The 23,567-nt window shown below is 72.5% G+C and carries 21 protein-coding genes; 8 read left to right on the forward strand and 13 right to left on the reverse strand.

The genetic code is table 11. The features are described from left to right. Positions 1-576: ANTAR domain-containing protein (locus tag GC722_RS07220; RefSeq protein WP_197429886.1), on the forward strand; the 576-nt coding region annotated here is incomplete at its 5' end. Positions 577-622: 46 nt separating this feature from the next. Here the strand turns inward: GC722_RS07220 and GC722_RS07225 are convergent. The 5 genes from GC722_RS07225 to GC722_RS07245 form a co-directional block, all read right to left on the reverse strand. Next, positions 623-1,015: a VOC family protein gene (locus GC722_RS07225; RefSeq protein ID WP_156609338.1), complete on the reverse strand. Its 393-nt coding sequence runs from the start codon at positions 1,013-1,015 to the stop codon at positions 623-625. Between the two features lie 77 nt (positions 1,016-1,092). After that, on the reverse strand, positions 1,093-1,524 hold the full coding sequence (locus GC722_RS07230) for a DNA-binding protein (protein ID WP_156609339.1): 432 nt from the start codon (positions 1,522-1,524) through the stop codon (positions 1,093-1,095). Positions 1,525-1,610: 86 nt separating this feature from the next. After that, positions 1,611-2,060, reverse strand: a complete 450-nt coding sequence (locus GC722_RS07235; protein WP_156609340.1) for an arsenate reductase ArsC — start codon at positions 2,058-2,060, stop codon at positions 1,611-1,613. Further along, positions 2,057-3,190, reverse strand: coding sequence for an ACR3 family arsenite efflux transporter (gene arsB / locus GC722_RS07240; protein ID WP_331714491.1), 1,134 nt, complete (start codon positions 3,188-3,190; stop codon positions 2,057-2,059). The genes GC722_RS07235 and arsB overlap by 4 nt, the downstream gene beginning before the upstream one ends. Continuing rightward, positions 3,187-4,539 carry an FAD-dependent oxidoreductase gene (locus tag GC722_RS07245; protein WP_156609341.1) on the reverse strand — a complete coding sequence of 451 codons (1,353 nt, stop codon included), beginning with the start codon at positions 4,537-4,539 and terminating at the stop codon, positions 3,187-3,189. Before GC722_RS07245 ends, arsB begins: the two co-directional genes overlap by 4 nt. Before the next feature lie 75 nt (positions 4,540-4,614). On the opposite strand from GC722_RS07245, the gene GC722_RS07250 reads away from it, so the two are divergent. Both GC722_RS07250 and GC722_RS18230 read left to right on the forward strand, forming a co-directional pair. After that, positions 4,615-4,992: an ArsR/SmtB family transcription factor gene (locus GC722_RS07250; RefSeq protein ID WP_156609342.1), complete on the forward strand. Its 378-nt coding sequence runs from the start codon at positions 4,615-4,617 to the stop codon at positions 4,990-4,992. A gap of 84 nt (positions 4,993-5,076) precedes the next feature. Then, the gene (locus tag GC722_RS18230; protein WP_197429887.1) at positions 5,077-5,397 is read left to right on the forward strand and encodes an excalibur calcium-binding domain-containing protein; all 321 of its coding nucleotides are present in this window, start codon (positions 5,077-5,079) and stop codon (positions 5,395-5,397) included. Between the two features lie 67 nt (positions 5,398-5,464). Here the strand turns inward: GC722_RS18230 and GC722_RS07260 are convergent, their stop codons facing one another. The 5 genes from GC722_RS07260 to GC722_RS07280 form a co-directional block, all read right to left on the reverse strand. Then, positions 5,465-6,433, reverse strand: coding sequence for a hypothetical protein (locus GC722_RS07260; RefSeq protein ID WP_156609343.1), 969 nt, complete (start codon positions 6,431-6,433; stop codon positions 5,465-5,467). A 169-nt stretch (positions 6,434-6,602) separates the two neighbouring features. Next, entirely contained in the window at positions 6,603-7,088 is a 486-nt protein-coding gene (locus tag GC722_RS07265) for a mycothiol transferase (RefSeq protein ID WP_156609344.1), read from the reverse strand. A gap of 181 nt (positions 7,089-7,269) precedes the next feature. Next, the gene (locus tag GC722_RS18235; RefSeq protein ID WP_331714492.1) at positions 7,270-7,584 is read right to left on the reverse strand and encodes an excalibur calcium-binding domain-containing protein; all 315 of its coding nucleotides are present in this window, start codon (positions 7,582-7,584) and stop codon (positions 7,270-7,272) included. Positions 7,585-8,083: 499 nt separating this feature from the next. Beyond that, positions 8,084-12,349: a DUF7927 domain-containing protein gene (locus GC722_RS07275; RefSeq protein ID WP_156609345.1), complete on the reverse strand. Its 4,266-nt coding sequence runs from the start codon at positions 12,347-12,349 to the stop codon at positions 8,084-8,086. A 371-nt stretch (positions 12,350-12,720) separates the two neighbouring features. Continuing rightward, positions 12,721-14,340 carry a class I SAM-dependent methyltransferase gene (locus tag GC722_RS07280; protein WP_331714493.1) on the reverse strand — a complete coding sequence of 540 codons (1,620 nt, stop codon included), beginning with the start codon at positions 14,338-14,340 and terminating at the stop codon, positions 12,721-12,723. 261 nt (positions 14,341-14,601) lie between these two features. Here GC722_RS07280 and GC722_RS07285 point away from each other — a divergent pair, with 261 nt between their 5' ends. From GC722_RS07285 to GC722_RS07305, 5 genes are all read left to right on the forward strand, one after another. Continuing rightward, entirely contained in the window at positions 14,602-15,585 is a 984-nt protein-coding gene (locus GC722_RS07285; protein ID WP_156609346.1) for a hypothetical protein, read from the forward strand. Beyond that, a complete protein-coding gene (locus GC722_RS07290) occupies positions 15,585-18,701 on the forward strand; it encodes a discoidin domain-containing protein (RefSeq protein WP_231747598.1) in 3,117 nt (1,038 codons plus the stop codon). The genes GC722_RS07285 and GC722_RS07290 overlap by 1 nt, the downstream gene beginning before the upstream one ends. A 125-nt stretch (positions 18,702-18,826) precedes the next feature. Then, entirely contained in the window at positions 18,827-20,335 is a 1,509-nt protein-coding gene (gene dacB, locus GC722_RS07295; protein WP_197429888.1) for a D-alanyl-D-alanine carboxypeptidase/D-alanyl-D-alanine endopeptidase, read from the forward strand. Between the two features lie 105 nt (positions 20,336-20,440). Next, a complete protein-coding gene (locus GC722_RS07300) occupies positions 20,441-21,109 on the forward strand; it encodes a DICT sensory domain-containing protein (RefSeq protein WP_156609349.1) in 669 nt (222 codons plus the stop codon). A gap of 64 nt (positions 21,110-21,173) precedes the next feature. Next, positions 21,174-21,605 (forward strand): SRPBCC domain-containing protein, encoded by a 432-nt coding sequence (locus GC722_RS07305; protein WP_156609350.1) that lies wholly within the window; start codon positions 21,174-21,176, stop codon positions 21,603-21,605. A gap of 75 nt (positions 21,606-21,680) precedes the next feature. Here GC722_RS07305 and GC722_RS07310 read toward each other — a convergent pair whose 3' ends face one another. The 3 genes from GC722_RS07310 to GC722_RS07320 are packed head-to-tail and all read right to left on the reverse strand — an operon-like array spanning position 21,681 to position 23,550. Next, positions 21,681-22,121: an NUDIX domain-containing protein gene (locus tag GC722_RS07310; protein ID WP_331714494.1), complete on the reverse strand. Its 441-nt coding sequence runs from the start codon at positions 22,119-22,121 to the stop codon at positions 21,681-21,683. Continuing rightward, positions 22,114-22,941 (reverse strand): YhfC family glutamic-type intramembrane protease, encoded by an 828-nt coding sequence (locus GC722_RS07315; protein WP_156609351.1) that lies wholly within the window; start codon positions 22,939-22,941, stop codon positions 22,114-22,116. Before GC722_RS07315 ends, GC722_RS07310 begins: the two co-directional genes overlap by 8 nt. A 3-nt stretch (positions 22,942-22,944) precedes the next feature. Continuing rightward, positions 22,945-23,550 (reverse strand): HhH-GPD-type base excision DNA repair protein, encoded by a 606-nt coding sequence (locus GC722_RS07320; RefSeq protein ID WP_156609352.1) that lies wholly within the window; start codon positions 23,548-23,550, stop codon positions 22,945-22,947. Positions 23,551-23,567 lie beyond the last annotated feature (17 nt).

Raw genomic sequence — 23,567 nt, forward strand, 5'->3', positions numbered from 1 at the left:
CTGTGGTGGTGGTCGAAGGGTGTGTACGCGCTGCTGGGCCGCGAGCAGGATGCGCTCGCCCCCAGCACCGCGCTGCTGCTCCACCACGTCGACCCCGCGCACCGGGCGGAGGTGCGCGCGATGCTGCAGGAGGCCCCGGAGCGCGGCGTCGCCGCCCGGATCCAGGTCCAGACCGCCAGCCGGCGGCCGAGGACCGTGATCCTGACCCTCGGACCGGACGGCTGCCCCGAGACGGAGCGTCCCAGCTGGCTCAAGCGGTCGGTGGCCGGCTCGTTGCTCGACGTCACCGACTCCGAGCGCCACGCCAGCACCCGCGCGGTGCGTGCTGCGACCAACCACCGGGCCACCATCGAGCAGGCCAAGGGCATCGCGATGACGGTCTACGGCCTGAGCGAGGACGCCGCCTTCCTGCTGCTGAGCTACTTCTCCCAGAGCCGCAACCTGCGCCTGCACCAGGTGGCGCAGCAGCTCGTCGACCAGGCCGCCCGGCTGACCCCGGGGCGGGACTGCCGGCGGCTGGCCGAGGGGATCCTGGCCGGCGACCAGGATGCCGCAGCCCGGGTCCCCCGGAGCTGAGTCGGCCACCGGACGGGCGCGACCGGGCGTCCGCCGGTGGGGCTGATCAGCCGCCGAGCTCCTGCTCGGAGCGGAGGATGCAGAACTCGTTGCCCTCCGGGTCGGCCAGCACCACCCAGCCGGTTCCCGGGCCGTGGATGCCGCGGTGGTCGGCCACCTGGGTGGCGCCGAGGGCGAGCAGCCGGGTCAGCTCCTCGTCGCGGGTGCCGGTGCGTGGCCGCAGGTCCAGGTGCAGCCGGTTCTTCACCCGCTTGCCCTCCGGCACCTCGATGAACAGCAGCCGGTGGCCGCTGGCGGGGTCCTCGATCATGCACTCCTCGTGCCCCGGCTCGTTCGGGTCGTCGGGGAGGTCGCGGTACCCGAGCACCTCCCGCCACCAGGTGGAGAGGGTGTAGGCGTCGCGGCTGTCGATGCTGGTGTGGGAGACGAGGCAGACCATGGGCCCCACCCTCGTGGTGGGCCGCGGCGTCCGCAACGCCCTTTCACCGGTGGCCCCGGCGGTGGCGGCGTGCTCGCTCAGCGGTCCTCGTCGTCGACCCGGGCCGCCAGCCGGTCGCTGCGCTGCTGGGCGGCCTGGGCCGAGCGGAGACCGAGGGCGAAGGCGATCTGGGCCCAGGTCATCCCCCGTCCACGGGCGACGCCGATCAGCGACGCCTCCAGCCCGTCGAGCTGCGCGCGGGCCTCGGGGACCAGGGTCAGCGCCGCGGCCAGGTCGTCGGTGTCGACCGGCGGCTCGCCGCTGCGAGGAGGCGCGGAACCGGCGGCGAGGGCGGTCACCAGGTGCACCGCCTCCTGCGGGTCGACCTGCTCCGGGTGCCGGCTCCGTGCGCGGGCGTCGGGGGTCGCGGCGAACCGCTCGGTGATCCGGAAGAGGGCCGTGTGGGTGCGCCGTGACCGGTCGCGCCCTGGGTCGCTGGGGGAGAAGGGACTGGCCTGGCCGTCACTCATGAGCCCAGCGTTCCGCGTCAACGAGTCACTGTCAACACCATGTTGACGTAACGTCGGGCGAGCGGTCAGGCAGTGGTCGTCCGGCCTCAGGCCACCGGCGGCGCCGTCGGGGTGACGCCCAGGGACCGCAGCAGCTCCTGCACCCGTCGACCGATCTCGTCGCGGATGGGGCGCACGGCATCCACGCCCCGGCCGGCGGGGTCCTCGAGCGCCCAGTCCTCGTACCGCTTGCCCGGGAACCAGGGGCAGGCGTCGCCGCAGCCCATGGTGATGACGACGTCGGAGGCCACCACGGCCTCCTCGGTGAGCACCTTGGGCTGCTCGCCGCGCAGGTCGATGCCGAGCTCGGCCATCGCCTCCACGGCGGCCGGGTTGACGCGCTCGGCCGGCAGGGACCCGGCGGAGCGCACCTCGACCGTGCCGCCGGAGAGAGCGCGGACGAAGCCCGCGGCCATCTGCGACCGCCCGGCGTTGTGGACGCAGACGAACAGCACCGAGGGACGGACGGCGTCGGGGGAGGGGTTGGTGGTCGTCATCGACGGGCCTCTCGATCGGCAGGGGTGTGCTGGGGGCTGAGGCTGGGGCTGGTGGGGGAGGGGTCGACGCCGAACCAGCGGCGGGCCGTCCACAGCGAGACGTAGACCAGACCCACCAGCACCGGCACCTCGATCAGCGGGCCGACCACTCCGGCGAGCGCCTGCCCGGAGGTGGCGCCGAAGGTGCCGATGGCGACCGCGATCGCCAGCTCGAAGTTGTTGCCGGCGGCGGTGAAGGCCAGCGTGGTGGAGCGTGCGTAACCCAGGCCCTGGACCTTGCCCAGGGCGAGACCGAGGCCCCACATGACGGCGAAGTAGACCAGCAGCGGCACCGCGATGCGCGCGACGTCGAGCGGCCGGGACACCAGCTGGTCCCCCTGCAGGGCGAACAGCAGCGCGATGGTGAACAGCAGCCCGTACAGCGCCCAGGGTCCGATCCGGGGCACGAAGCGCTGCTCGTACCAGTCCCGGCCGCGGGTGCGTTCGCCGAGCAGCCGGGAGGCCAGGCCGGCGACCAGCGGGACGCCCAGGAAGACCAGCACGTTGACCGCGATCTGACCGACCGAGACGTCCAGGCCCTGGGTGTCCAGCCCCAGCCAGCCCGGCAGCACCGTCAGGTAGAACCAGCCGAGCACCGAGAAGGCCACCACCTGGAACACCGAGTTGACGGCCACCAGCACCGCGGCGGCCTCCCGGTCCCCGCAGGCGAGGTCGTTCCAGATGACGACCATGGCGATGCAGCGCGCCAGCCCGACCACCACGAGCCCGGTGCGGTACTCCGGCAGGTCGGCCAGGAACAGCCAGGCCAGGGCGAACATCAGCGCCGGGCCGAGCAGCCAGTTGAGCGCGAGCGAGCTGAGCAGCAGCCTCCGGTCGCCGGTGACGGCGGCGACCCGGTCGTAGCGGACCTTGGCCAGCACCGGGTACATCATGACCAGCAGCCCCAGCGCGATGGGCACCGAGACGCCGCCCACCTCAAGCGCTGTCAGCAGAGCCGACAACCCGGGCACGGACCGGCCCAGCAGCAGCCCGGCGACCATGGCCAGCCCGATCCACAGCGGCAGCCACCGGTCGAGCGTGGAGAGCCGGCGGGTGACGGCCGGGGACTCGGTGGTGCCCTGGGCCGTCACGCCGCTCCTCCACGTCGACGTGCCGGCCCGACGAGGACCGGCTGCGGTGCCCCGCAGCACCCGGCTGTCTCGTCCGGCTGGGCCGCGAGGTCGGTGGAGCACACCCCAGTGGCGGGCAGCTGCAGCTCCACGGCGTCGGCGCCCGCCCGGTCACCGGCCAGCGCGGCCGCGACGGAGCGCACCTGCTCGTAGCCGGTGGCCAGCAGGAACGTCGGGGCCCGGCCGTAGGACTTCGTGCCGACCAGGTAGAAGCCGTCGTCGGGGTGGGCGAGCAGCCGCTCGCCGTGGGCGGGGACCGTCCCGCAGGAGTGGACGTTCGGGTCGATCAGCTCTGCCAGCCCGCGAGGGCACTCCACCACCGGGTCCAGGTCGAGGCGGACCTCCCGCAGCATCTCCAGGTCGGGCCGGAACCCGGTGGCGTTGACGACGGTGTCGACCTCCAGCTCGAGCGGCTCGTCGCGGCTGGTGCCGGTCACGCGGACCCCGTCGGCCAGCGGCGTGAGCCGCTCGATGGCCACCCGCGTCATCAGCCGCACCACGCCGATGCCGACGGCCTCGCGCAGCCGCGTCCCGAGCAGACCTCGCGCGGGCAGCTGGTCGTCGCTGCCGCCGCCGTAGAGACGTCGCGCGGTGCCACCGCGGATGGCCCAGCTGATGCGGGTCCCGGGGGCCGTCCCGGCCAGCTCGACGAGGGCGAGCAGCGTGTTCGCCGCGGAGTGGCCCATCCCCACCACGAGGGTGTGCCGGCCGGCGAAGCGCGCGCGGTCCCGGCCGAGCACGTCCGGCAGGGAGCCGGTCAGCCGCTCGCAGGCGTCGTCCTCGCCGACGGCCGGGAGCCCGTCGGGTCCCAGGGGATTGGGTCGCGACCAGGTGCCGGAGGCGTCGAGGACCGCGCGGGCCAGCACGTGGTCCACCCGTCCGGAGGCGTCCACGACCCGCAGCCGGTAGGGACGCCGCTGGCGGCCGAGCGTGCGGGTCCTGTCCGCGCCGGCGCGGGTGACCGCCACGACCCGGGCTCCGGTGCGGATGCGTCCCGACAGCGGCTCGGTGGCCGCTAGCGGTTCAAGGTAGCGCTGCACCAGCTCGCGACCGGTGGGCAGCTCCTCGGGGGAGGGCGACGTCCAGCCCTCCGCCGCCAGCAGCCGCCGGGCGGCGGCGTCCACGTCGTAGCGCCAGGGGGAGAAGAGGCGGACATGGCCCCACTGCGAGACCGCAGCCCCCACCGACGCACCGGCCTCGAGCACCAGGGGCTCCAGGCCGCGCTCGAGCAGGTGGGCGGCCGCCGCCAGCCCCACCGGGCCGGCGCCGATCACGACCACCGGCAGATCCGCTCGCTGCGGTTCGGACATCGTGGCTCCCGTCGATCGACGAACTTCGATGCATAGACCATATCGACGAGCGTCGATGCATGGCAAGATGGAGCCATGACCGCCCCAGCCGCCGACGGCGCCCTCTCCAGGTCCTGCTGCGGCAGCGGGGGAGCGGACGGCGTCGACACCGGCACGGCCCAGGAGCTGGCTCGGCTGTTCCGGGCCCTGGCTGATCCCAGCAGGGTGCAGCTGCTGTCCATCGTGGCCGCTCAGCCGGACGGCGAGGCGTGCGTGTGCGACCTCACGGAGCCCGTGGGGCTGAGTCAGCCGACCGTCAGCCACCACCTCAAGATCCTCGTCGAGGCGGGGCTGCTGGAGCGCGAGAAGCGCGGGGTGTGGGCCTACTTCCGACTCGCCGCCGACGCGGGGGAGAGGCTGGGCCGGGCCCTCGACCGCGCGGTCGGCGACGGCGCCCGCAGCCCGGCAGGGTGAGCGGAGCTCGAGGCCTGGAACCGGTACCGGATCGTTGCCCTCGACCCCGCGCCCCGCACCCCCGTCAGGCGCTAGGTTCCCGGTGTGACCACCACCGTGCGCCGCCTGGCCGCCACCGCGCTCGCTCTCGGCCTGCTCGCGGCCCCGCTGACCAGTGGGCTCGACGCAGCCGACGCCGCCCCCAAGCCCAAGTCGTACAAGAACTGCACCGCGCTGCAGAAGGACTACCCGCACGGGGTGGCCAAGAAGGGCGCCCGTGACAAGGTCACCGGCAAGGCCAAGCCGGTGAAGAACTTCACCGTGTCGACGAAGGTGTACAAGCTCAACGACGGGCCGCGCAACGCCAGGACCGGCGAGTACGACCTCGACCGCGACAACGACGGCGTGGCCTGCGAGAAGCGCTGAGCTGGACCGGTGCGGCCGCCGGCTCCCTGGAGCCGGCGGCCGTGCCGTGCTGGTGAAGATCTGCCGGTCAGCGGCGGAACGTCATCGAGGTGTGCTGCAGCTCCTCGGCGGCGCACGTCACCTCTCCGCGTCGCCCGTCGGTGGTCTCGACGCTGATGTGGGCCTCGAACGGGGTCACGGTCTCGATGACCCGCGACCGGCCGTCGCGCTCGACCGTGGTCACGGGAGCGCCCGCCTGGGTCAGCTCCACCCGCAGGGTGAGGTCGGCCACCGTGTCACCGGTGAAGACCTCCAGCAGCGGGGTCACCAGCCGGCCCCGGGGGCCGCGCATCGCGACGTCGCCCTCGGCCTTGAGCGGGTTGGTGCCGTCGTCGACCACGACCTCCGCGTAGGGAGCCCAGCGGCTCTCGCCGCTCAGCAGCACCTGTGCGTGGGGGATACCCTCCACGGCGCAGATGGCGGAGTTGAAGTCCTTGCTGCGCACCACGTGCACCGGCGGGTTCGTCGTGTAGATGTCGAAGACGATCTTCGACCCGCTGCAGGAGAGCTCGTCGGGGACGGGGGAGTACCCCGGCACGCTCGCGGACACGTTGCTGAAGGTGAACTCGCTGGTGGTGATGGTCCCGGTGGTGCGGATGTTGCCGTCACGGTCGTCGACCTCCTCCACGACCGGCTCGCCCTCGACGACGTCCGCTGAGAAGGTGGCCGTGCCGACGAACTCGCCGGTCGAGGGGACGGTGGCGGTGACCTCGGCGGTGAAGTGGGGGCCGAAGTCCGCGGTGCCCTCCCAGCCCTCCAGCACGGTGCGGGACTGCTGGTCCTCGACGAAGAAGGAGGAGCCGGACTCGCCGGAGGCGCTGCCGCCGCTGGCCTGGAAGAAGACGCTCTCACCGGTGGTGGTCGAGAACGCGCAGGACAGCTCGTGCACGGTGTTCAGCGTGTGGGTGGGACGGCCGGTGGCCGAGGCCGGGACGGCGACGAGGTTGGCGGCGACGACGGCAGCGGCGACGCCACCGAGGATGCGGGCGGTTCTCATGGGACGACTTCCTGATTCGTGGTGGCTCCAGGCGTCGACTCGCCTGCGATCTCGATGGTGCCGGATGCCTGCCACCGTGCGCAGGAGTTTTCTCCTTCTTCCGGGTTCGCCGGCGGTGGATGGCGGACGCGGGGGAGGGTGGCCGGTCGGGCGGGCCGGTCGGCCGCGGTCAGCCCAGGACCAGGTGCTGGTGACCGTCGATCCGCTCGCGGACGACGTCGAGGTGGCCGGCGTGGGTGGCGGTCTCGACGAGCAGCCGCAGCACGCAGTCGCGTGTCTGCGGGAACGGCGGGAACGGGAAGACCTCCGCCGGCGGCCACCACCGGGGCGGTGCGTCGAGGTCGAGGCCCTCGAGGACGTCCTGGTTGCGCCGGCACCAGCGGCGGTACCGGGACACCGCCTCGGCGCCGGTCGTCACCGGCACCTTCCAGCCGTCCTGGACCAGGCTGATGGCTTCCTCGTCCGCAGCCACCACGGCGCCGATCCAGAAGATCTCGTCGTCGTAGGTCAGGTGGTTGAGGAGCTGGGCCGGCGACCAGCCGGACGGAGCGCCGGGCCTGGTCATCGCGTCCTCGCCGAGGCCGTCGACGGCCGCCAGCACGTGGCGGCGTTCGGTGTCGAGGTGCTCGAGGAGCACGGAGCGCTCACGGGTCATGCCAGCAACCTACGGCGCGATCTCGAGACCCGGGGGGAGGCCCGAGCCAGGCTCCCCGACGGAGTCGATCCACCCGTAATGTCATAATGTCACTTATCGGACTACTGTCCAGGAGGCTGGTGGTCGGCCGCATCCGCGTCCAGATCACCGCTCACACGACGCCGCGCGAACTACACCGTTGTCATGACTCGCAGCCGACCCCGTCGCCGTCACGATCCAGATGGCGTCCATATCCCGGGTCGCCGGTCCGCACCGGCGCGGCACCGGCCGCGCGGGCGGCGTCGCAGTTCTCGTAGTAGGTGTCGTCCGCCGCGTCGGGTGCTGAGCCGACCTCGTCGTCGGTGGTATCGGGAGCCGCCGCCCGGTACACCGTCTCGGTGACCGTCGGTGCCGGTTCGGGCTCGGCGGTGACCGTCTTCTCCGTCACCTGGTAGATCGTCTCCGCCGGCTCCGGCGGCGCCGTGACCGTCGCCGTCTCGGTCGCGGTGCTCGTCACCGTGGCCGTCGGTACGGCCGACGGGACCGGCGCAGTCGCCGTCGTCGACCCCGTGCCGCCCAGCACGAGCCCGACGACCAGACCGACCAGCGTGCCGCCTGCACCCACCGCGACACGCCCCAGGCGTCTGGTCGGCCCTGCAGCTGCTCGTGGGGTCGTCGGTGGCGCGGTCGGTCGCCCCTGCTCGTCCACCCACGGCGGCCAGCCCCGCGGCACCTCCCAGTGCGGCGGCACCTGCCACCCCGCGGGCGGTCGCCAGTCCGACGTCGGCAGCCTAGGCGTCCGCGACACGCTGCCACAGGGGCGGACGGCTTCCGTTGCCCGATTGTGACCGCTCACCAGGCGGATCGGTGGCGAGCCAGACGGGGTGATCGACGGGCAGGACCACCGTGCGAGCTCGGACACCTCTCCCCCGGCCCCGAGAACCACTTCGGGCCCGGTACCCCCGACCCTCGCGGGTGGGGGCACCGGGCCCGTGTGAAGTGATCGGGTCAGAGGCTCACAGGGAGCTGGTCTGTCCCTTGCCGAGGCTGATCCGACGACGGCGGGCCACCACGGTGAGCCCGGCGCCGACCATCAGCAGACCGGCCAGCAGCGTTCCCAGCACCGCGGGAGCACCGGTGTTCGGCAGGTTGCCGCCCACTCCGGTACCGCCGCCACCCAGGCCGGGAGCCGGCACGGGCGCGTCCTCGAGCGGGTGCTCGGTCTGGCAGCCGACGGCCTCGTCGCAGGTGCCACGGGGGTCGTCCGTGGTGACCGGGTTGACCAGGTTGTCGCTGCCGTCACCGGTCACCTCGACGGTGTAGGTGAAGGTCACGACCTGCCCGACCTCCAGGTCACCGGTCCAGGTCAGCTTCGAGTCGGCGTACCGAACGGCACCCGAGGAGGCCTCGACGTCGCCGTTGTAGATGGCGTCGTCGATCACGTCGGTGAGGTCGTCCACCACGGTCGCGTCCTCCAGCGGGGCCTTGCCCTGGTGGCTGACGGTCACGGTGTAGGTGATGACGTCACCCTCGGCGACCGTGGCACCCGAACCCGGGTCGGCGGTCTTGGAGTAGGTGAAGTGGCCCTTCAGGTGGGTCGTCTCGCAGCCCACCTCCTCGTCGCAGGTCCCGCGGGGGTCCTCGGAGGTGACGGGGTTGACCAGCTCGTCGCTGCCGTCCTCGACCACCACCACGGTGTAGGTGATGGTGACCACGTCGTCCACGGCCAGGTCACCGGTCCAGGACAGGGTCGATCCGTCGAGGACGGCCTCCCCTGCCGAGGCGCTGATGGTGGCCGGGTCCAGCGTGGCGTCGTCGAGGACGTCGCTCAGGTCGTCCACGACCGAGGCGCCGGGGATGGCCGCCTCGCCCTGCTGGCTGACGGTGATCGTGTAGTCGATCTCCTGCCCCGGAGCGACGGCGGTGCCGGGCTCGGGGTCGGACACCTTGGAGTAGGTGAACTTCCCGATCGGGTTCTCCGGCGGGTTGCAGTCACCCTCCTCGGCGCAGCCTTCGGAGAAGACGACGTTGTCGAGGATCCAGTTGCCGTCGGCCTCGATCTCGTCGTAGCTCTTCACCACGGCCTCGTAGGTGACGGTCGCGACCTCGCCCACCGGCACCGTGCCGGTCCAGACGAGAGCCTCGCCGTCGAGCTCGGCCGTGCCGGTGCTGGCCACGATCGAGTCCGCGTCGACGGTGGCGTCGTCGAGCACGTCGGAGAGGTCGTCGCTGAAGGTCGCCTCAGCGGCCACCGAACCCTCCTGCGTCACCTCGACGGTGTAGGTCACCACGTCGCCGGGGTTGACCGCCGCCCCCGAGGGGTCGGAGGTCTTGACCACCGAGTAGTTGGCCACCTCGACACCGGCCGGGTCGCTGTTGATCTGGACCGGGTCCTCGGCGTCCTCGGGCTGGTCCGCGGTCGCGCTGGCGGTGTTGACGAAGGAGGTCCCGAAGGAGTCCTCGATCGTGACCGTGTACTCGTGGTACTCGACGTCACCGGGAGCGAGCTCCTCGATGAGGAACGCGCCCTGGTCGAACTTGTCGTCGGTGACCTGCACGTTGGTCAGGGTGCCCTGACCGGTGTTGGTGACCCCGATCCGGTAGGTGACCTCGTCGCCGATGCGGAACACCGGGTAGTCCGAGGCGTCCTGGGCGTCGTGCCACTCGCCGTCGCGGTCCTGCACGTACTTCTTCAGCGACGCGGAGTACATGGTGCCCATGGTCAGCGGCTCCGAGGTCCGCATCACCAGACGGGTGTGCTCGGCCCGCGACTGCGCCCGGTTCACCCAGACGTCACCGGGAGCAGCACCCTCGGTGGCGATGTTCACGTCGAACGCGAACGCCTCACCGGGGTTCAGCTGCCCGCCGATCACGCGGATGGCGGTCGGGTTGGCCACCGGCGTGGTCGACCAGATGTCGGACGGGGCGTTGGGCGCACCGTTGATCTCGTCGGCCGGGTCGTCGGAGAGGGTCTCGCGGTCGGCGGTGGTGTAGTACACCGTCGCCCCCGCCGGAGCGTCCACCGAGGTCACCGAGTAGGTGCCCTGGAAGTCGGTCCCGCGACCGTCACCGTTGTAGGGGAGGATGTCGATCGTGTCGGTGTAGGCCTGCGGCAGCGGGTCCGAGGAACGCAGGTTGACCGTCCACGAACCGGTGCTGTTGCCCTCGCCGTCGGGGTTGTTCATGAACCACTGCGCGGTGCTCTTGCCCAGCAGCGTGTAGCCGCTGGAGGCGACCGTCACCTGGGCCGACGCCGGCCGGGAGCTCTGCCCGGCCAGGGACGAGGTGGCGGTGTTGGTCAGCGTCTGGCCCGGGGTCACCGAGTCAGAGGCCACCGCCTGGTACGTCAGCGTGTTCGGGGTGTTGGTCGGCACCTCGTTGAGGGTCCAGGTGAGCACCTGCTGGCCCTCGCCGTTGGTGGTGACCTCCGGCTCCGGCTCCGTCGACTCGGGGACGTAGGTCATCCCCACCGGCAGCGTGTCGACGATCTCGTAGCCGTCGACCGTGTCCGGGATGGCACCGGCGCCGTTGGCGGAGTAGGTCAGGGTGAAGGTCGCGGGCTCACCCGGACGCACCACCTGACGGTCACCGGCCTTGCTGATCGCCGGGGTGGCGTAGATGATCCGCAGGATGTCGCGGCGGCCGTTGGTGGCCGGGTAGCGGGTCCCGGGCGTCGGGGTGATCACGTTGGAGTCCCAGGGCTCTCCGGGGCCCTCCCAGACACCGTTCGCGAACACCGACCCGAACATCCACACGTCCTGCCCGATCTCCAGGTCGTCGTCCAGCTCCGTGTAGGCCAGCAGCTGGATGCCCTGCCAGCCCTCCTCGGCCAGCAGCGAGTGCGGGTAGAGGATGCGCACGGCCTGCACGGTCTCCAGGTCGGCCGGCTCCTCGTCCACCCAGTTGCCCGGGTCGTTGCCGCAGACGAAGGCGTTCGGGTCCGTCACGGTGCCGACGTAGTACTCGAGGGTCGGCGGGTTCTCCAGCTCGGCGGCGCCACCGGCGCCCTCCTGGTCGTAGCCGCGGATCATCGGCACGCGCTCACCCTCGGGCGAGGCGTAGCTGGAGTAGGCGGTGTCGAAGACCAGGCACTGCCCGTGGATCTGCTCGTCGGGGACGTCGCCGAGGCGGGACGCGGTGTTGTTGACGAACTGCGCGACCGTCTGCCCGGCCGACACCCGGTAGGTGTCGTCCCAGTTCGTGCCGCCGGCACCGGTGTGGCCCCGGTACCACGGGGCGGACCAACGACCCGGCAGCGTGTAGCTCTTGGTGGTGGTGTTGTTCTCGGTCAGGTCGGTCGAGAAGAGACCGGTGGTCGACTCGTAGGTCGGGGCGTTGGTCTGCAGCGCGATCGAACCGGCCCGGTTGGTGGTGATGGAGAACCACAGGCTGCCGCTGGCGATGTAGGACCAGTCGGTCGGCAGCGGGTTGCCCGCGGAGTCCTTGGTCGGGACGGTGGCCAGGTCGTAGTTGATGCCGTCCAGCGTCAGGTCGAACAGGCCGGGCTGTCCGGCCACGGGGGTCAGCGTGCAGCTGTCCACGAAGGAGGTCTGCTGGTCGGCCGGGTAGTTCGGCAGCTCCGACCACGGGTGGCCGTTGGCGATGTAGGCGTTGAACGGTCCGCAACCGACATCACCGTAGAGGCCGGTGCCGGGCTCGATGGTGCCGTTGTTGGTCTCCGTCAGCTGGAGCCGGTAGGTCACGCTGTCCGGACCCGGGTCCGACCCGGCGGCGAGCCGCAGGGACCAGTTCAAGTCGACGTCCAGCTGGGTGTAGTCGTCGTTCCAGTAGTAGCTGCCCGTGTTCTGGCCGAACTGGATGTCCATGCCGAACTCGTTGACGATGTTCAGCGGCGGCAGCGGCTGCTCCTGGCCGTTGATCTCGCCGACGGCGGTCAGCTGCTCGCCGGTCAGGCCGTCGACCACGACGGGGGTCTGGATGACCACCGCGCTGCCCTGCTCCACGGTGCCCAGGTTGCAGGTCAGGGTGCGGTTGTCCTCGGACAGGGTGGACTGCGGGTCCACCTCGTCGCCGGTCACGCAGACGTCCGGGAGCTCACGGAAGACACCGTTGTCCAGCGTCACCGAGAACAGCACGTTCTCGACCGGGTCGTTCGCCGGGGCCTCGGCGTCGTCGTTGACGTTGACGCGCCAGATGCCGGTGACCACGTCACCGCGTCCGACGGTGGTGGGGGTGCCCGCCTCCCACTCCCCCTCGATCTCGTAGACCGTCGCGGCGTGCGCGACGCCGGCACTGAACATCGACATGAACAGCGCCGTCACGACGGTCAGGACGACCGCGATCCGTGACGGGCGGCGGCGTGGACCGCCAGATCTTTCTCGTGCTTGCGCAGTCAGCTGCGTACTCACCCAGGCTCCTCAACAGATGTTCCGTGGTCACCACCCACCTGCTGAGGGTTGAGGTCAGCGAAATCAGTGGTAACACCCAACGCACGCCAACCCCCGAAAGACGTCCGCGCTATGTGTATCGGTGCCGAAGTGCGACACGCAAGGCGCAGGAACAGCGTTACCGAATCGTGATGTGACGTCGCGATGAACGCGCGGAAAATGCGTCCTTCGACGGGCCGAGGCCATTAGCACCTCCGGGGAAGAAAAGCCATGTCCGTCTCGCGGGATCGTCTCCGCCGCGCGGGTCAGCCCAGTTCTGCCCGCGGCTCGTGACGACGCCGGGCCACCATCAGCACGTGGGTCTCCGGCCACGCGAGCTGCTCCCCCGTCCCGGGGTCGTGCAGCGAGGCGACCGGGTCGAGGCGGTGCTCGACGATCCACTCGTTGCGCCAGGGCCGGCTGGCCGGGTCGACGTCGAAGCCCGCCGCGGTCACCAGCTCCACCCAGCCGTCCCAGTCGAGGTCGCAGAAGCGCTCGTGGCACTCGCTCAGCCAGTTGTCTGTGTAGTCCTTGGTGGTCAGGAACTCCATCGCCTCGGCCAGGCTGAGCTCCACGTCGGTGCGGCTGCCCGGGACCGGCGCCGGCTCGAAGCGGCCGCCGGACAGCCGCGGGAAGTCGAGGGCGAACTGGTCCAGCCGGGCCCGCGTCGACAGCCCCGCGACGTGGGTGGCCACGTCCGCCGCCGGCAGACCGTCCAGGTCGCGCGGCGCGTCGGGGTTGCTGCCGTCGTCGCAGCGCAGCCGCAGCACGACCCGGCGGGTCCCGTCGCGCGGGCCGAGGACGTCGGAGTTGATCCACACCCCGCCGGGACGGGTGTGGCGGGCCACCCGCTCGGTCAGCCGTCGCAGGTCGACCACCCCCTCGCCGTAGCTCGCGATCTCGTGGGTGACGGCCAGGGTGAGGGTGGTGTCGACCGAGGCGTCCTCGAACACCGGTGCGGTCAGCAGGTTGCGCTGCAGGAACCAGGTGTTGGGGTTGGCGAAGACGCCCTGGGCCTTGCGGTGCTCGGCCTCCGCCACCAGGTGGCGTGAGACCTCGACGCCGAACAGGTCGGACTCGTGCAGCACCGGCTCCCGCGCCGCCCGCTCCAGCAGGCCGCCGGCCGCGCAGCCGAGGTCGACCACGCGGCCGGGCCGCACGAAGTCGCGGACCTGCTCCCACTTGCGGTCCGAGGCGTCGTCGAAGGCCGCGGTGTAGGTCGCGTAGTCGCGGGTCTCGGTGAGCCCGCCCTCGTCCGAGACCACGGGGTCGGTGCAGATCCGCGCCACCTCGGCCGCCAGGTCGTAGCGCTCGTACACGTCGAGGCAGGCCGGGTGCACGAGCTCGCGCCAGCGGTCGTCGCCGGCGACCAGCAGCTCGAGCACGTCCCAGGGGCGTAGGTCGTCGAACCCGGCTGCCTGCAGCCGCGCGCGGGTGGCGGTGTCCGCCTCCACCTCCACCACCCGGTAGCCGAGGGCCTGGTACATGGCGGCCACCGCCGCGGTGGAGCAGGCCACGACGGTCTCGGTCGGCGACGGTCGTCTGCCGAGGGTGCCGGCCACCGTCTCCACCACCGTCGTGGCGAAGCGGTCGGTCGGAGTGGTGTCCACCACCGGCACCACCGAGAACGGCATCCCCTCCAGGGCGCCGACCCGCTCCACCATGGCCTCCCGGCGGTGCGCCGGCACGGGGTTGCGCCGGGTGCCCGAGTGGTTGGCCGAGGTCACCGCCCAGACCACCTCGGCGTCGGGCTCCAGCGCCACCGGCGTCCCGTCACCCGCGCACACCCGGCCGGCGAACAGCTCGGCGAGGTAGGCGATCTGGAAACGGGTCAGCAGGTGGTGGCGTCCGGGCAGCAGGACGGTGCGGTAGCGGGTCGCGTTCACGGGCGCACAGTCTGCCGGGGTCGGGGCCCACCGCTCGCCGCGCGACCGTGGCGGAGGGCGGCGACGGCGGGGTGCCCGGCTCGGCTGTGGCCCCTGTCACAGCCGGTGATCCGACCATTGACGCCCACGCCCGGCCGGGTCTAGCGTCGGCCGACGGCGCCCCACCCCCCCTGCCGCGTCGTGCTGGTCTTCCCCAGCACAGGACTCCTCCAACCGCGCGGCACTGATCCGACCACTGGTGCCGTCCGTGAGGAGTTGTCCGTGCGCAGGTGGTTTCTTGCCGCGACCGCCGTCGTGGCCCTGGCCGTCGCCGTCGCGGTGGCACTGCTCCCCCGGCCGGTGGCCAGCGTGGACGGGTACCACGTCAGCCGCGCCGAGGTGGCCTTCCACATGCAGCGCCTCGACGTCGCGGTGCAGGACGAGGCCCGCCGGACCGGCCGCGACGCCGGCGAGCTGCTCCGGGAGCGGGCGCTCGAGCAGGCCCTGGACGACAAGGTGCTGCTGCTGGTCGCCCAGGAGCAGGGCATCGTCGACGACGTCGACCTCGACGCGCTGATGGCCGCCCGCGAGGACACCAACAGCCGGCGGTCGGCCGCGCTCGCGCGCGGTGACGTCGTCTACGGCCTCACCAGCTTCGGACCGAGCGAGTTCTACGACCACCTGCTGGCCGCCGTCCGCACCGAGCTGGGGCAGCGGCTCAGCGAGGGACCCGCGGCACCCCTGCAGGTCGACGACGCCGCCGTCGAGGCCTACTACGACGCCCACGCCGAGGACTGGGCGACCAACGCCACCACCTACCAGGTGGTGACCCTCCGGGTACCCGTCGCAGCCGCCGAGCTGCCCGGGTGCGCCGACCTGCTGGCACCGACCACCCAGCTCGACGCCGAGACCCTGCAGCGGGCGCCGGGGTGCGCGGACGCCGACGTCCGGCGCAGCGAGGTGGACGGGGGCGTGCGCCACTCCCCCGGCTCGCCGCAGGGCCAGCTGCTGGCCACCGCCAGCACCCTCGAGGTCGGTCAGCTCGCCGCCCCGCACCGCAGCGGCGACATCGTCGAGCGTCACGGTCTGCTCGGCCTCAGCACCGACCGCGAGGCCGCCCTCGCGGAGTACCGGCCCCGGCTCCGTGAGGCGCTCACCGCCGAGCTCCTCGACCAGCACCTGGAGCGGCGCCGGGCCCGCGCCGACATCGACATCCACCCCGAACGCCTCGCCACCACCACCGACCTGGAGGACCGCTCCTCGTGATGAGATCCCACCCCCGCTCCCCCGCCCCGCACCGCTCCCGCGTGCTGGCCACCCTGGCCGCCCTGCTGATGGTGCTCGCCCTGCCCTGGGCCGCCGCCGACCCGGCCGCCGCGGTCGACCAGGCGCCGGCCGACGCGGTCGACCAGGCGCCGGCCGACGACGGCTGGTCGGGCAACGACGCCAACCCCTACGGCGGCACCGACTACTTCGTCGACGCCACGGACGGCGACGACGCCGCCGCCGGCACCTCGCCCGAGCAGGCCTGGCAGAACCTGACCCGGGTCAGCGAGGTCACCTTCGCCCCGGGCGACCGGGTGCTGCTCCAGGCCGGGGAGACCTGGCACGGCCAGCAGCTGTGGCCCAAGGGCTCCGGCGAGGAGGGCCGCCCCATCGTCATCGACGCCTACGGCGACGAGGACGCCGCCAAGCCCTACGTGGCGGTGGACGGCCAGGTGCCCAGCCCCTTCACCACCGGCACCACCAAGAACCCGCAGACGGTCGGCCTGACCGGCGCGGTCGTGCTGCGCAACCAGCAGCACTGGGAGATCCACGACCTGCAGATCTCCAACGACGACGACTTCAGCACCGACATCACCCGCGGCAACGTGGTGCGGGACGGCATCTCGATCACCATCAACGCCGACCTGTTCGCCGACGGCGAGGACAAGATCATGGACCACTTCCGGATCTCGGGGGTGGACGTGCACCACGTCGACGGGCCCAGCACCTGGCAGCAGATCCACTACGGCGGCGTGGTCTTCCAGGTCTTCGGCGCCGACCGCTACGCGAGCTACGAGGAGAGCGCGTACTACTTCTCCGACGTCCGCATCGAGGACAACACCTTCCGCGACGTCGAGCTGCACGCCATCCAGTTCGCCTTCAACTGGTTCTTCGACCGCGACGCCGCCTCCGGCCAGTACGACGAGACCGGCAAGTTCCACGAGGGCTGGGAGCAGCTGTGGGTGCGCGAGCGCGACCTGTACAGCCGCGACGTCTACATCGGCCACAACTACGCCGAGAACATCGGCCAGGGCGCCATCCAGCTGGCCAACACCAAGGACATGGTCGTCGAGTACAACGAGGTCAACGGCTACCTGCAGCGCTACGAGGGCGTCTCGTGCGCCCTCTACCTGTGGGCCGGTGCGGACTCGGTGATGCGCTACAACGAGGTCTACGGCGGACCCTACGACGAGTACGACGGAACTCCGTGGGACCTGGAGTACACGAACTTCAACGTCACCTACGAGTACAACTACTCCCACGACAACGCCGCCGGCTGGATGGCCTACATGGGCAACAGCTCGAACTCCGTGGCCCGCTACAACCTGAGCGTCAACGACAACGGCGTGCTGGTGAAGAACATGCTCTCGACGAACTACTCGCCGACCTACTTCACCAACAACGTCTTCGTCTACGACGGCGCGGCCATGGACCACGTCCACGACGAGACGTTCCTCGACACCGTCTACTTCCTCAACAACGTCTTCTACAACACCTCCGACACCCCGACCCCGTGGTCGCGTCACGAGGACGCGTTCCGGCTCGCCCGGTTCTCCCACAACGCCTTCTACGAGTCCGGCGGCGTGCCCGCGCCCGACCAGCCGGAGGACGACGCGGCGGTGACCGCCGACCCGCAGTTCGTCGGGGACCCCGCCGCCTACGACCGCGACGGCGGCGTGGAGGACGTCGTGGACTCGGCGGCCCCCTTCGCGCTGCGCCCCACCTCGCCGCTGGTCGACGCCGGCCGCTACAACCCCAACGTGGGCGACGCCGACTTCTTCGGCACCCACCTCTACTACGGCGACGGCATCGACATCGGGCTGCACGAGCTGCCGGTCGGTGAGCAGGTGGAGAACCCGGTCGACGAGGACCCGATCGAGGACGAGGACGGCGAGGACCGGCCCAACCTCGCCCTGGGCGCCACGGCGACGGCCAGCTCGACCCACCCGCACAACAACTTCGCGCTGTCGGCGGACAAGCTCGTCGACGGCGACCCCACCACCCGGTGGGCCGCCGCCGACGACGCCAGCTGGCCGATCAGCATCGACCTCGACCTCGGCGCCGAGACCGTCTTCGACGAGGTGCAGCTCGACGAGTACACCGACTCGGGGACCGATCCGCGCGTGCAGTCCTTCGAGCTGCAGCGTCGCGACGCCGCCACCGGCGACTGGGTGACCTTCGCCGAGGGCACCGACGGCATCGGCCACGACCACGTGGTCAGCGGCTTCGGCACCGTGCGCAGCTCGGCGCTGCGGGTGCTGCTCACCGGTCTGGTGGCGGGCCAGCAGTACAGCCCGACGCTGACCGAGATCGAGGTCTACGGCCCCGAGGCCGCCCCCACCGACCCGCAGGTCTTCCCCGGGGCCGCCACCTTCGACCTCGACCCCGACCGGGCCGACGACGACGCCAACCAGGTCGCCTTCACCGTCGACCCCGACGGCGACGAGGTCACCGGGCTGCGCTACATCGGTCCGGAGGGCAACGTGCTGGGGAGCCTCGACGCCGGCGACTACACCGTCGAGGAGGACCGCTACGTCATCGCCCGCAGCTTCCTGACCTCCCGCACGCCGGGTGACTCCGGGCTGCGGTTCGAGTTCGGCTCCGGCGCCCACCGCGACGTGTCGCTGGCGGTGGTGGACTCCCGGCCGCTCGCAGCGGCCGTCGAGCAGGCCCGTCGGTACGCCCCGACCACGACCGGGACCTACCGCCCGGTCGGCGACGCGCTGGAGCGCGCCGAGCAGGTGCTCGCGGCGCTCGACGGCGCGGGGGCGGTCTCCCACGCCGACCTGGTGGCCGCCACCGAGGAGCTGCAGCAGGCGGTCGCCGCCTACACCGGGGCGGTGGGCCCGCTGCTGGAGCCGGTGGCCGGGCCCGTGCTGCGCGGCCGGGCCGCCGTCGGCTCGGTGCTGACCGTCGTGCCCGCCCGCTGGCGGGAGCACGGCGTCGAGGTGCAGCACCAGTGGCTGCGCGACGGCGAGCCCGTCGCGGCGGCCACCGGCCGCCAGCACCGGGTCACCGAGGACGACGCCGGCACCGTGCTCTCGGTGCGGGTGGTGGCCGAGGCAGACGGGTTCGCGCCCACCGTGGTGGTCACCGACGGACGTCGGGTCGGCTGACGGACCACGCACGCGCAGGAGGAGCCCGGGCCCGGCACGGCCCGGGCTCTTCCCGTGCCCGCCCCGCGGGGCTAGGTTCGTCCCACGTCCCGCTCCCACCCACCCCTCCAGGAGACGTGATCGTCGTGACCCTGCCTCCCCTCCCCCGCCGCCGTCCCGGACGTGCCGTCGGACTCGCGGCCGCCCTCGCCGTGGCGCTCTCCGTCGGCGCCGCCGTCCCCGCACACGCCTCCCCCGCCGACCCGGCGCTCGCCGACGCCCTGACCGCCGTCCTGGACGACCCGCGCGTCGAGAACGGCACCACCGGGCTGCGCGTGGTCGACGAGGGCGACGGCACCGTGCTGTTCGACCGGCACGGCAGCACCCCGCTGATCCCCGCCTCCAACACCAAGCTGCTGACCGGGGCCGCCGCGCTGGACACCCTCGGCGGGAGCTACCGGTTCCACACCGACGTCCTGCTCGACGGCGAGGTGAGCGGCCGTGGCGTGCTGCGCGGCGACCTCGTCCTCAAGGGCTACGGCGACCCCACCGCGCTCGCCGAGGACTACGCCGACCTGGCCGAGCAGGTCCGGGCGGCGGGCATCCGCACGGTGACCGGCCGGGTGCTCGCCGACGACACCTACTTCGAGCAGCAGGCCTACCACCCCGGCTGGGACCCGGACGACGCGCCGTACTACTACGCCGCCCAGATCAGCGCGCTCACGCTGGCACCCGACACCGACTACGACTCCGGCACCGTCATCGTGGAGACGTCCCCCGGGACCGACCTCGGTGAGGAGGCCGCGGTGCAGGTCGTCCCCGCCAGCGCCGCGGAGTACGTCGAGGTCGTCAACCGCACCACCACCGTGGCGGCCGGTGAGGACAGCACCCTCGACATCACCCGGAACCCCGACACCAACCAGATCGTGCTGACCGGGCGCGTCCCGGCCGACGACGGCGTCGACGAGACCTGGGTGACCGTGGACCAGCCGGAGCTGCTGGCCGCCACCGTCTTCGCCGAGGCGCTCGCCGACGAGGGCGTGCGGGTGCGCCGGGAGGTCGCCGAGGGCACCGCCGGCGCGGGAGCTCGACGCGTCGCCCGCGACGAGTCCATGCCGCTGTCGGAGCTCATGACCCCCTTCATGAAGCTGTCCAACAACATGCACGCCGAGACGCTGGTCAAGACCATGGCGGCGCAGTCCGGCCAGCCGGGCAGCTGGACGGCCGGGGTCGCGCTGGTGGAGGACTTCGTGGCCGACGACGGCGTCGACGTCACCGGCCTGTCGCTGGCCGACGGCTCCGGGCTCGCGCGGGCGAACCGGATCAGCCCCACCACGCTCACCTCGGCGCTGCGGGCCTTCACCGACGAGCCGTGGTTCGAGGTGTACCGGACGTCGCTGCCCGTGGCGGGCGTCCCGGAGCGCTTCGTCGGCGGGACGCTGCGCTCGCGGATGCGGGACACGCCGGCCGCGGGGAACCTGCGCGGCAAGACGGGGTCGCTGACCGGCGTCACCGCGCTGTCGGGCTACGTCAGCGGCGCCGACGGCCGCGACTACGTCTTCGCCATGATCAGCAACTACCGCGGCAGCAGCCCGAGGGCGGTCGAGGACGAGGTCGGCGTCACGCTGGCCGGCTGGACGGCGCAGACGTCGTGACCGCCGGCCGGGGTGCGAAGGCCCGGAGGCGGGCCGCCCGCGGAAAGCGCGGCGATCTGTAGGCTGTCGGGCCATGGAAAGCATTCCGGCCTCGCAGGTGGGGGCATGACGACCGTGGTTGACAGGACCGAGGAGAAGGTGGAGTCGGTCTTCGACCACGTCACCGCACTCTTCCCCGACGAGGAGGTCCACCGGCTCGGCAAGCAGACCCTGATCGGTCTGTCCTGGGCCATCGAGGACGAGTTCTGCGCCCGCGCCGAGCGCCCGGTCCTGATCGGGTCCTTCCAGGAGACCCGGTTCTGGGAGCCCTCCCGCGCCCGCTGGGTCGAGCTGGCCCGGGTGGCGGAGAAGGCGCTGGTGATGGGCAGCTTCGGCGGTGTCGAGCCGACCCCCGAGGAGGTCGACGCCGGACTGGTCCGGGTGGACTTCCCCGCCGAATCGCCGATCGCGCGCGAGTGGCTCGTCGTGTGCGACTCCTTCGAGCTGCCGGCCGCCCTGCTGGCCCGTGAGCTGCCCGGGCAGACCACGGTCCCCGACCGCGACCGCCTCTTCGAGGCGCTGTGGACGATCGAGGCCGACGTGGTCCGCGAGACCGCCCGGCGCTGCACCCAGGTGGCGGCGACGATGGGTGTGGCCGAGGCCGCGCCGCTGCTGTACCACCTGGCCGAGCAGCCGCGCCCCAGCGTGGTCAGCCCCGAGGCGGCGTCCCGGCTGTTCAACCGCGTCGTGGTGCACCTCGACCTCGCCAGCCGTCCCGTCCCGGACGGGATCTGACTCGTCCACCGTCCACGGGGCCGGCAGCCCACCGGCCGGCCGGTCCCGTGGCAGGGTGGTGGTCGTGAGCACCGCACCCCTGGAGTACCGCACCGAGCTGGCGTGCCCGCCGGCGCGAGCCTTCGACACCTACACCGACCTGGGCTCGTGGTGGGACCCGATGTACACCGCGGACGCGCAGACCTTCACCGGTGTCCGGGTCGAGCGACGCCTGGGGGGCTCCATCGTCGAGGAGCACGCCGACGGGGCCGAGTACGTCTGGGGCACCATCACGCTGTGGCAGCCGGGCATGCTGCTCAGCCACTCCTTCCTGCTGGCCCACGAGACCGGGGTGGCCAGCCAGGTGCTGGTGCGCTTCGCCCCCGCCGCCGGCGGGACCGAGCTGCACCTGCAGCACGGCGGCTGGAACGAGGACAACCTCGCCGACCGCTCCCGGTTCACCGACTGGCCGGTGCTGCTCGAGGGGTTGCGTCGCCGGGTCGGCGCGATCGATTGAGCCGCGTCGGCGCGATCCACTGAGCCGCGTCGGCGCGATCGGCTGAGCCGGGTCGGCGCGATCCGCTGAGCCTCCTCAGCGGTGCAGCCAGCTGCCGGCGAGCTCCTCCGCGATCGGGACGTCGCCCGGCAGCCAGGCCACGTCCAGCACCCCCTCGGCTCCGAGCCAGCGCACGGCGTCGTGGTCGGGCCCAGGCTCGAGGGCCTCGTCGGTGACGGCCCACCAGATGCGCAGCACCGCCCCGTTCGGCAGCGGCCAGCCCTTCCCGGGAGGCCCGAGCTCGCCGCCCAGCCGGACGGCCCCCAGCCCCAGCTCCTCGGCCAGCTCGCGGAGCAGCGCGTCGGTGGGCTCCTCGCCGGGCTCCACCTTGCCGCCGGGGAACTCCCAGCCGCCGGCCAGGTCGCCGTTGCGCCGGCGGGCCGCCAGCACCCGGGTGGGACGGAGGAGGTCGTCCACGAAGGCCGCGCCGACCACCACCAGCGGTGGCGTGCCGGTGCGGGGGCCGTGCTCACTCACCGGCGCCCCCGACCGTCGCCGGAGCCGGCTCGGCGGTGCGGGCCCGCACCACCAGCCACACCACCGCGGCCAGCACGACCGCGGCCACGGTCAGCGCCAGCTCGAGCAGCCAGGTGGTCGCCAGGCCCGGCTCCAGGTGCGGCTGGAGCAGCAGCGGGACCGCGTTGAAGCCGGCGTGCAGCAGGACCGCCAGCACCAGCAGCGGCAGCCGACGGTCCCGGACCGCGCGGAACACCAGCACGCTGAGCACGACGTGCACCCCCATCGCCACCACCCGCTCCCAGAGCGCGGCCAGCTGACCGGCGGCGCCGAGCTGGGCCAGGGCGTCCCGCTGGGTCTGCAGGGCGCTCACCGCCTCGGGCGGCAGCGAGCCGGACGGCAGCTGGCCCGAGCCGAGCACCGCGTAGGTCAGCGCGGTCGTCCCGACCGTGACGCCGACGAGGACCACGGCCTCCAGACCGCCGTGACCGACGCCCGCCCCCACCGGGACGGCACGCCGGTCGGGCTCACCGGGTAGCAGGAAGCGGAACCCGAGCCAGCGGGCGCCCTCCTCGAAGACACCGGCGCTGAGGCACAGCAGGACCAGCCACAGCACGGGGTGGGCCAGCACCCACCCACCCGCACCGGCCTGCACGGCGCTCATCAGCGGCAGCCGGGTGAAGAGCTGGGCGACCGCGAAGGTCAGCACCCCCACCCAGATGGCGCGGGCCGGCACGCTGGTGCGCCGCACCAGCAGCACCGCGAGCAGCACCGGGCCGAGCACCACCGCGACGGTGACGACCACGGCGGAGACGTAGTAGGAGACGGGCAGCGGCTCCACGGGTCAGCCGGCCGGGACGTCGGTGGTGGCCCGGGCCGCCTTCGCCTGCGCCTTGACCATCTTCTTGTGCTCGCGCACCTTCTGCAGCGAGGCCTCGTCGACCACGTCGGCCACCGACCGGTAGCCGTCCTGGCCGTACTCGCCGGCCGCCTGCTGCCAGCCGTCGGCGGCGACCCCGAGCTGCTTGCCCAGCAGCGCCACGAAGATCGACGCCTTCTGGCGCCCGAAGCCCGGCAGCGCCTCGATCCGGCGTCGCAGCTCGGCGCCGTCGGGGGCGGTCTCCACCAGGGTGCGGGCGTCGCCCTCCCAGTCCCGCACCAGGGCCTGGCAGACCTGGTGCACGCGGGCGCCCATCGAGCCGGGGAACCGGTGCACGGCGGGACGCTCCGAGCACAGCGCGACGAAGTCCTCCACCGGCAGCTGGGCGATGGCCGCCACGTCCAGCCGTCCGCCCATCCGCCGGGCGATCACCGCCGGGCCGCTGAACGCCTTCTCCATCGGGATCTGCTGGTCCAGGGTCATCCCGATCAGCAGCGCGTTCAGGTCCCGCGACAGCAGCGCGTCGGCCTCGGGGTCACCGGTCAACCAGAGTTCTCGCTCGGCGTCCATGGCCTCATCCTGCCGCA

The organism is Auraticoccus cholistanensis, assembly GCF_009742705.1.
GTDB lineage: Bacteria > Actinomycetota > Actinomycetes > Propionibacteriales > Propionibacteriaceae > Auraticoccus > Auraticoccus cholistanensis.

Coding starts and splice junctions, on each gene's coding strand:
- GC722_RS07235 (WP_156609340.1), bottom strand. CDS start 2,060: ATGACGACCACCAACCCCTCCCCCGACGCCGTCCGTCCCTCGGTGCTG.
- GC722_RS07225 (WP_156609338.1), bottom strand. CDS start 1,015: ATGGTCTGCCTCGTCTCCCACACCAGCATCGACAGCCGCGACGCCTAC.
- GC722_RS07290 (WP_231747598.1), top strand. CDS start 15,585: ATGAGATCCCACCCCCGCTCCCCCGCCCCGCACCGCTCCCGCGTGCTG.
- GC722_RS07230 (WP_156609339.1), bottom strand. CDS start 1,524: ATGAGTGACGGCCAGGCCAGTCCCTTCTCCCCCAGCGACCCAGGGCGC.
- GC722_RS07260 (WP_156609343.1), bottom strand. CDS start 6,433: ATGAGAACCGCCCGCATCCTCGGTGGCGTCGCCGCTGCCGTCGTCGCC.
- GC722_RS07245 (WP_156609341.1), bottom strand. CDS start 4,539: ATGTCCGAACCGCAGCGAGCGGATCTGCCGGTGGTCGTGATCGGCGCC.
- GC722_RS07265 (WP_156609344.1), bottom strand. CDS start 7,088: ATGACCCGTGAGCGCTCCGTGCTCCTCGAGCACCTCGACACCGAACGC.
- GC722_RS07250 (WP_156609342.1), top strand. CDS start 4,615: ATGACCGCCCCAGCCGCCGACGGCGCCCTCTCCAGGTCCTGCTGCGGC.
- GC722_RS07300 (WP_156609349.1), top strand. CDS start 20,441: ATGACGACCGTGGTTGACAGGACCGAGGAGAAGGTGGAGTCGGTCTTC.
- GC722_RS07320 (WP_156609352.1), bottom strand. CDS start 23,550: ATGGACGCCGAGCGAGAACTCTGGTTGACCGGTGACCCCGAGGCCGAC.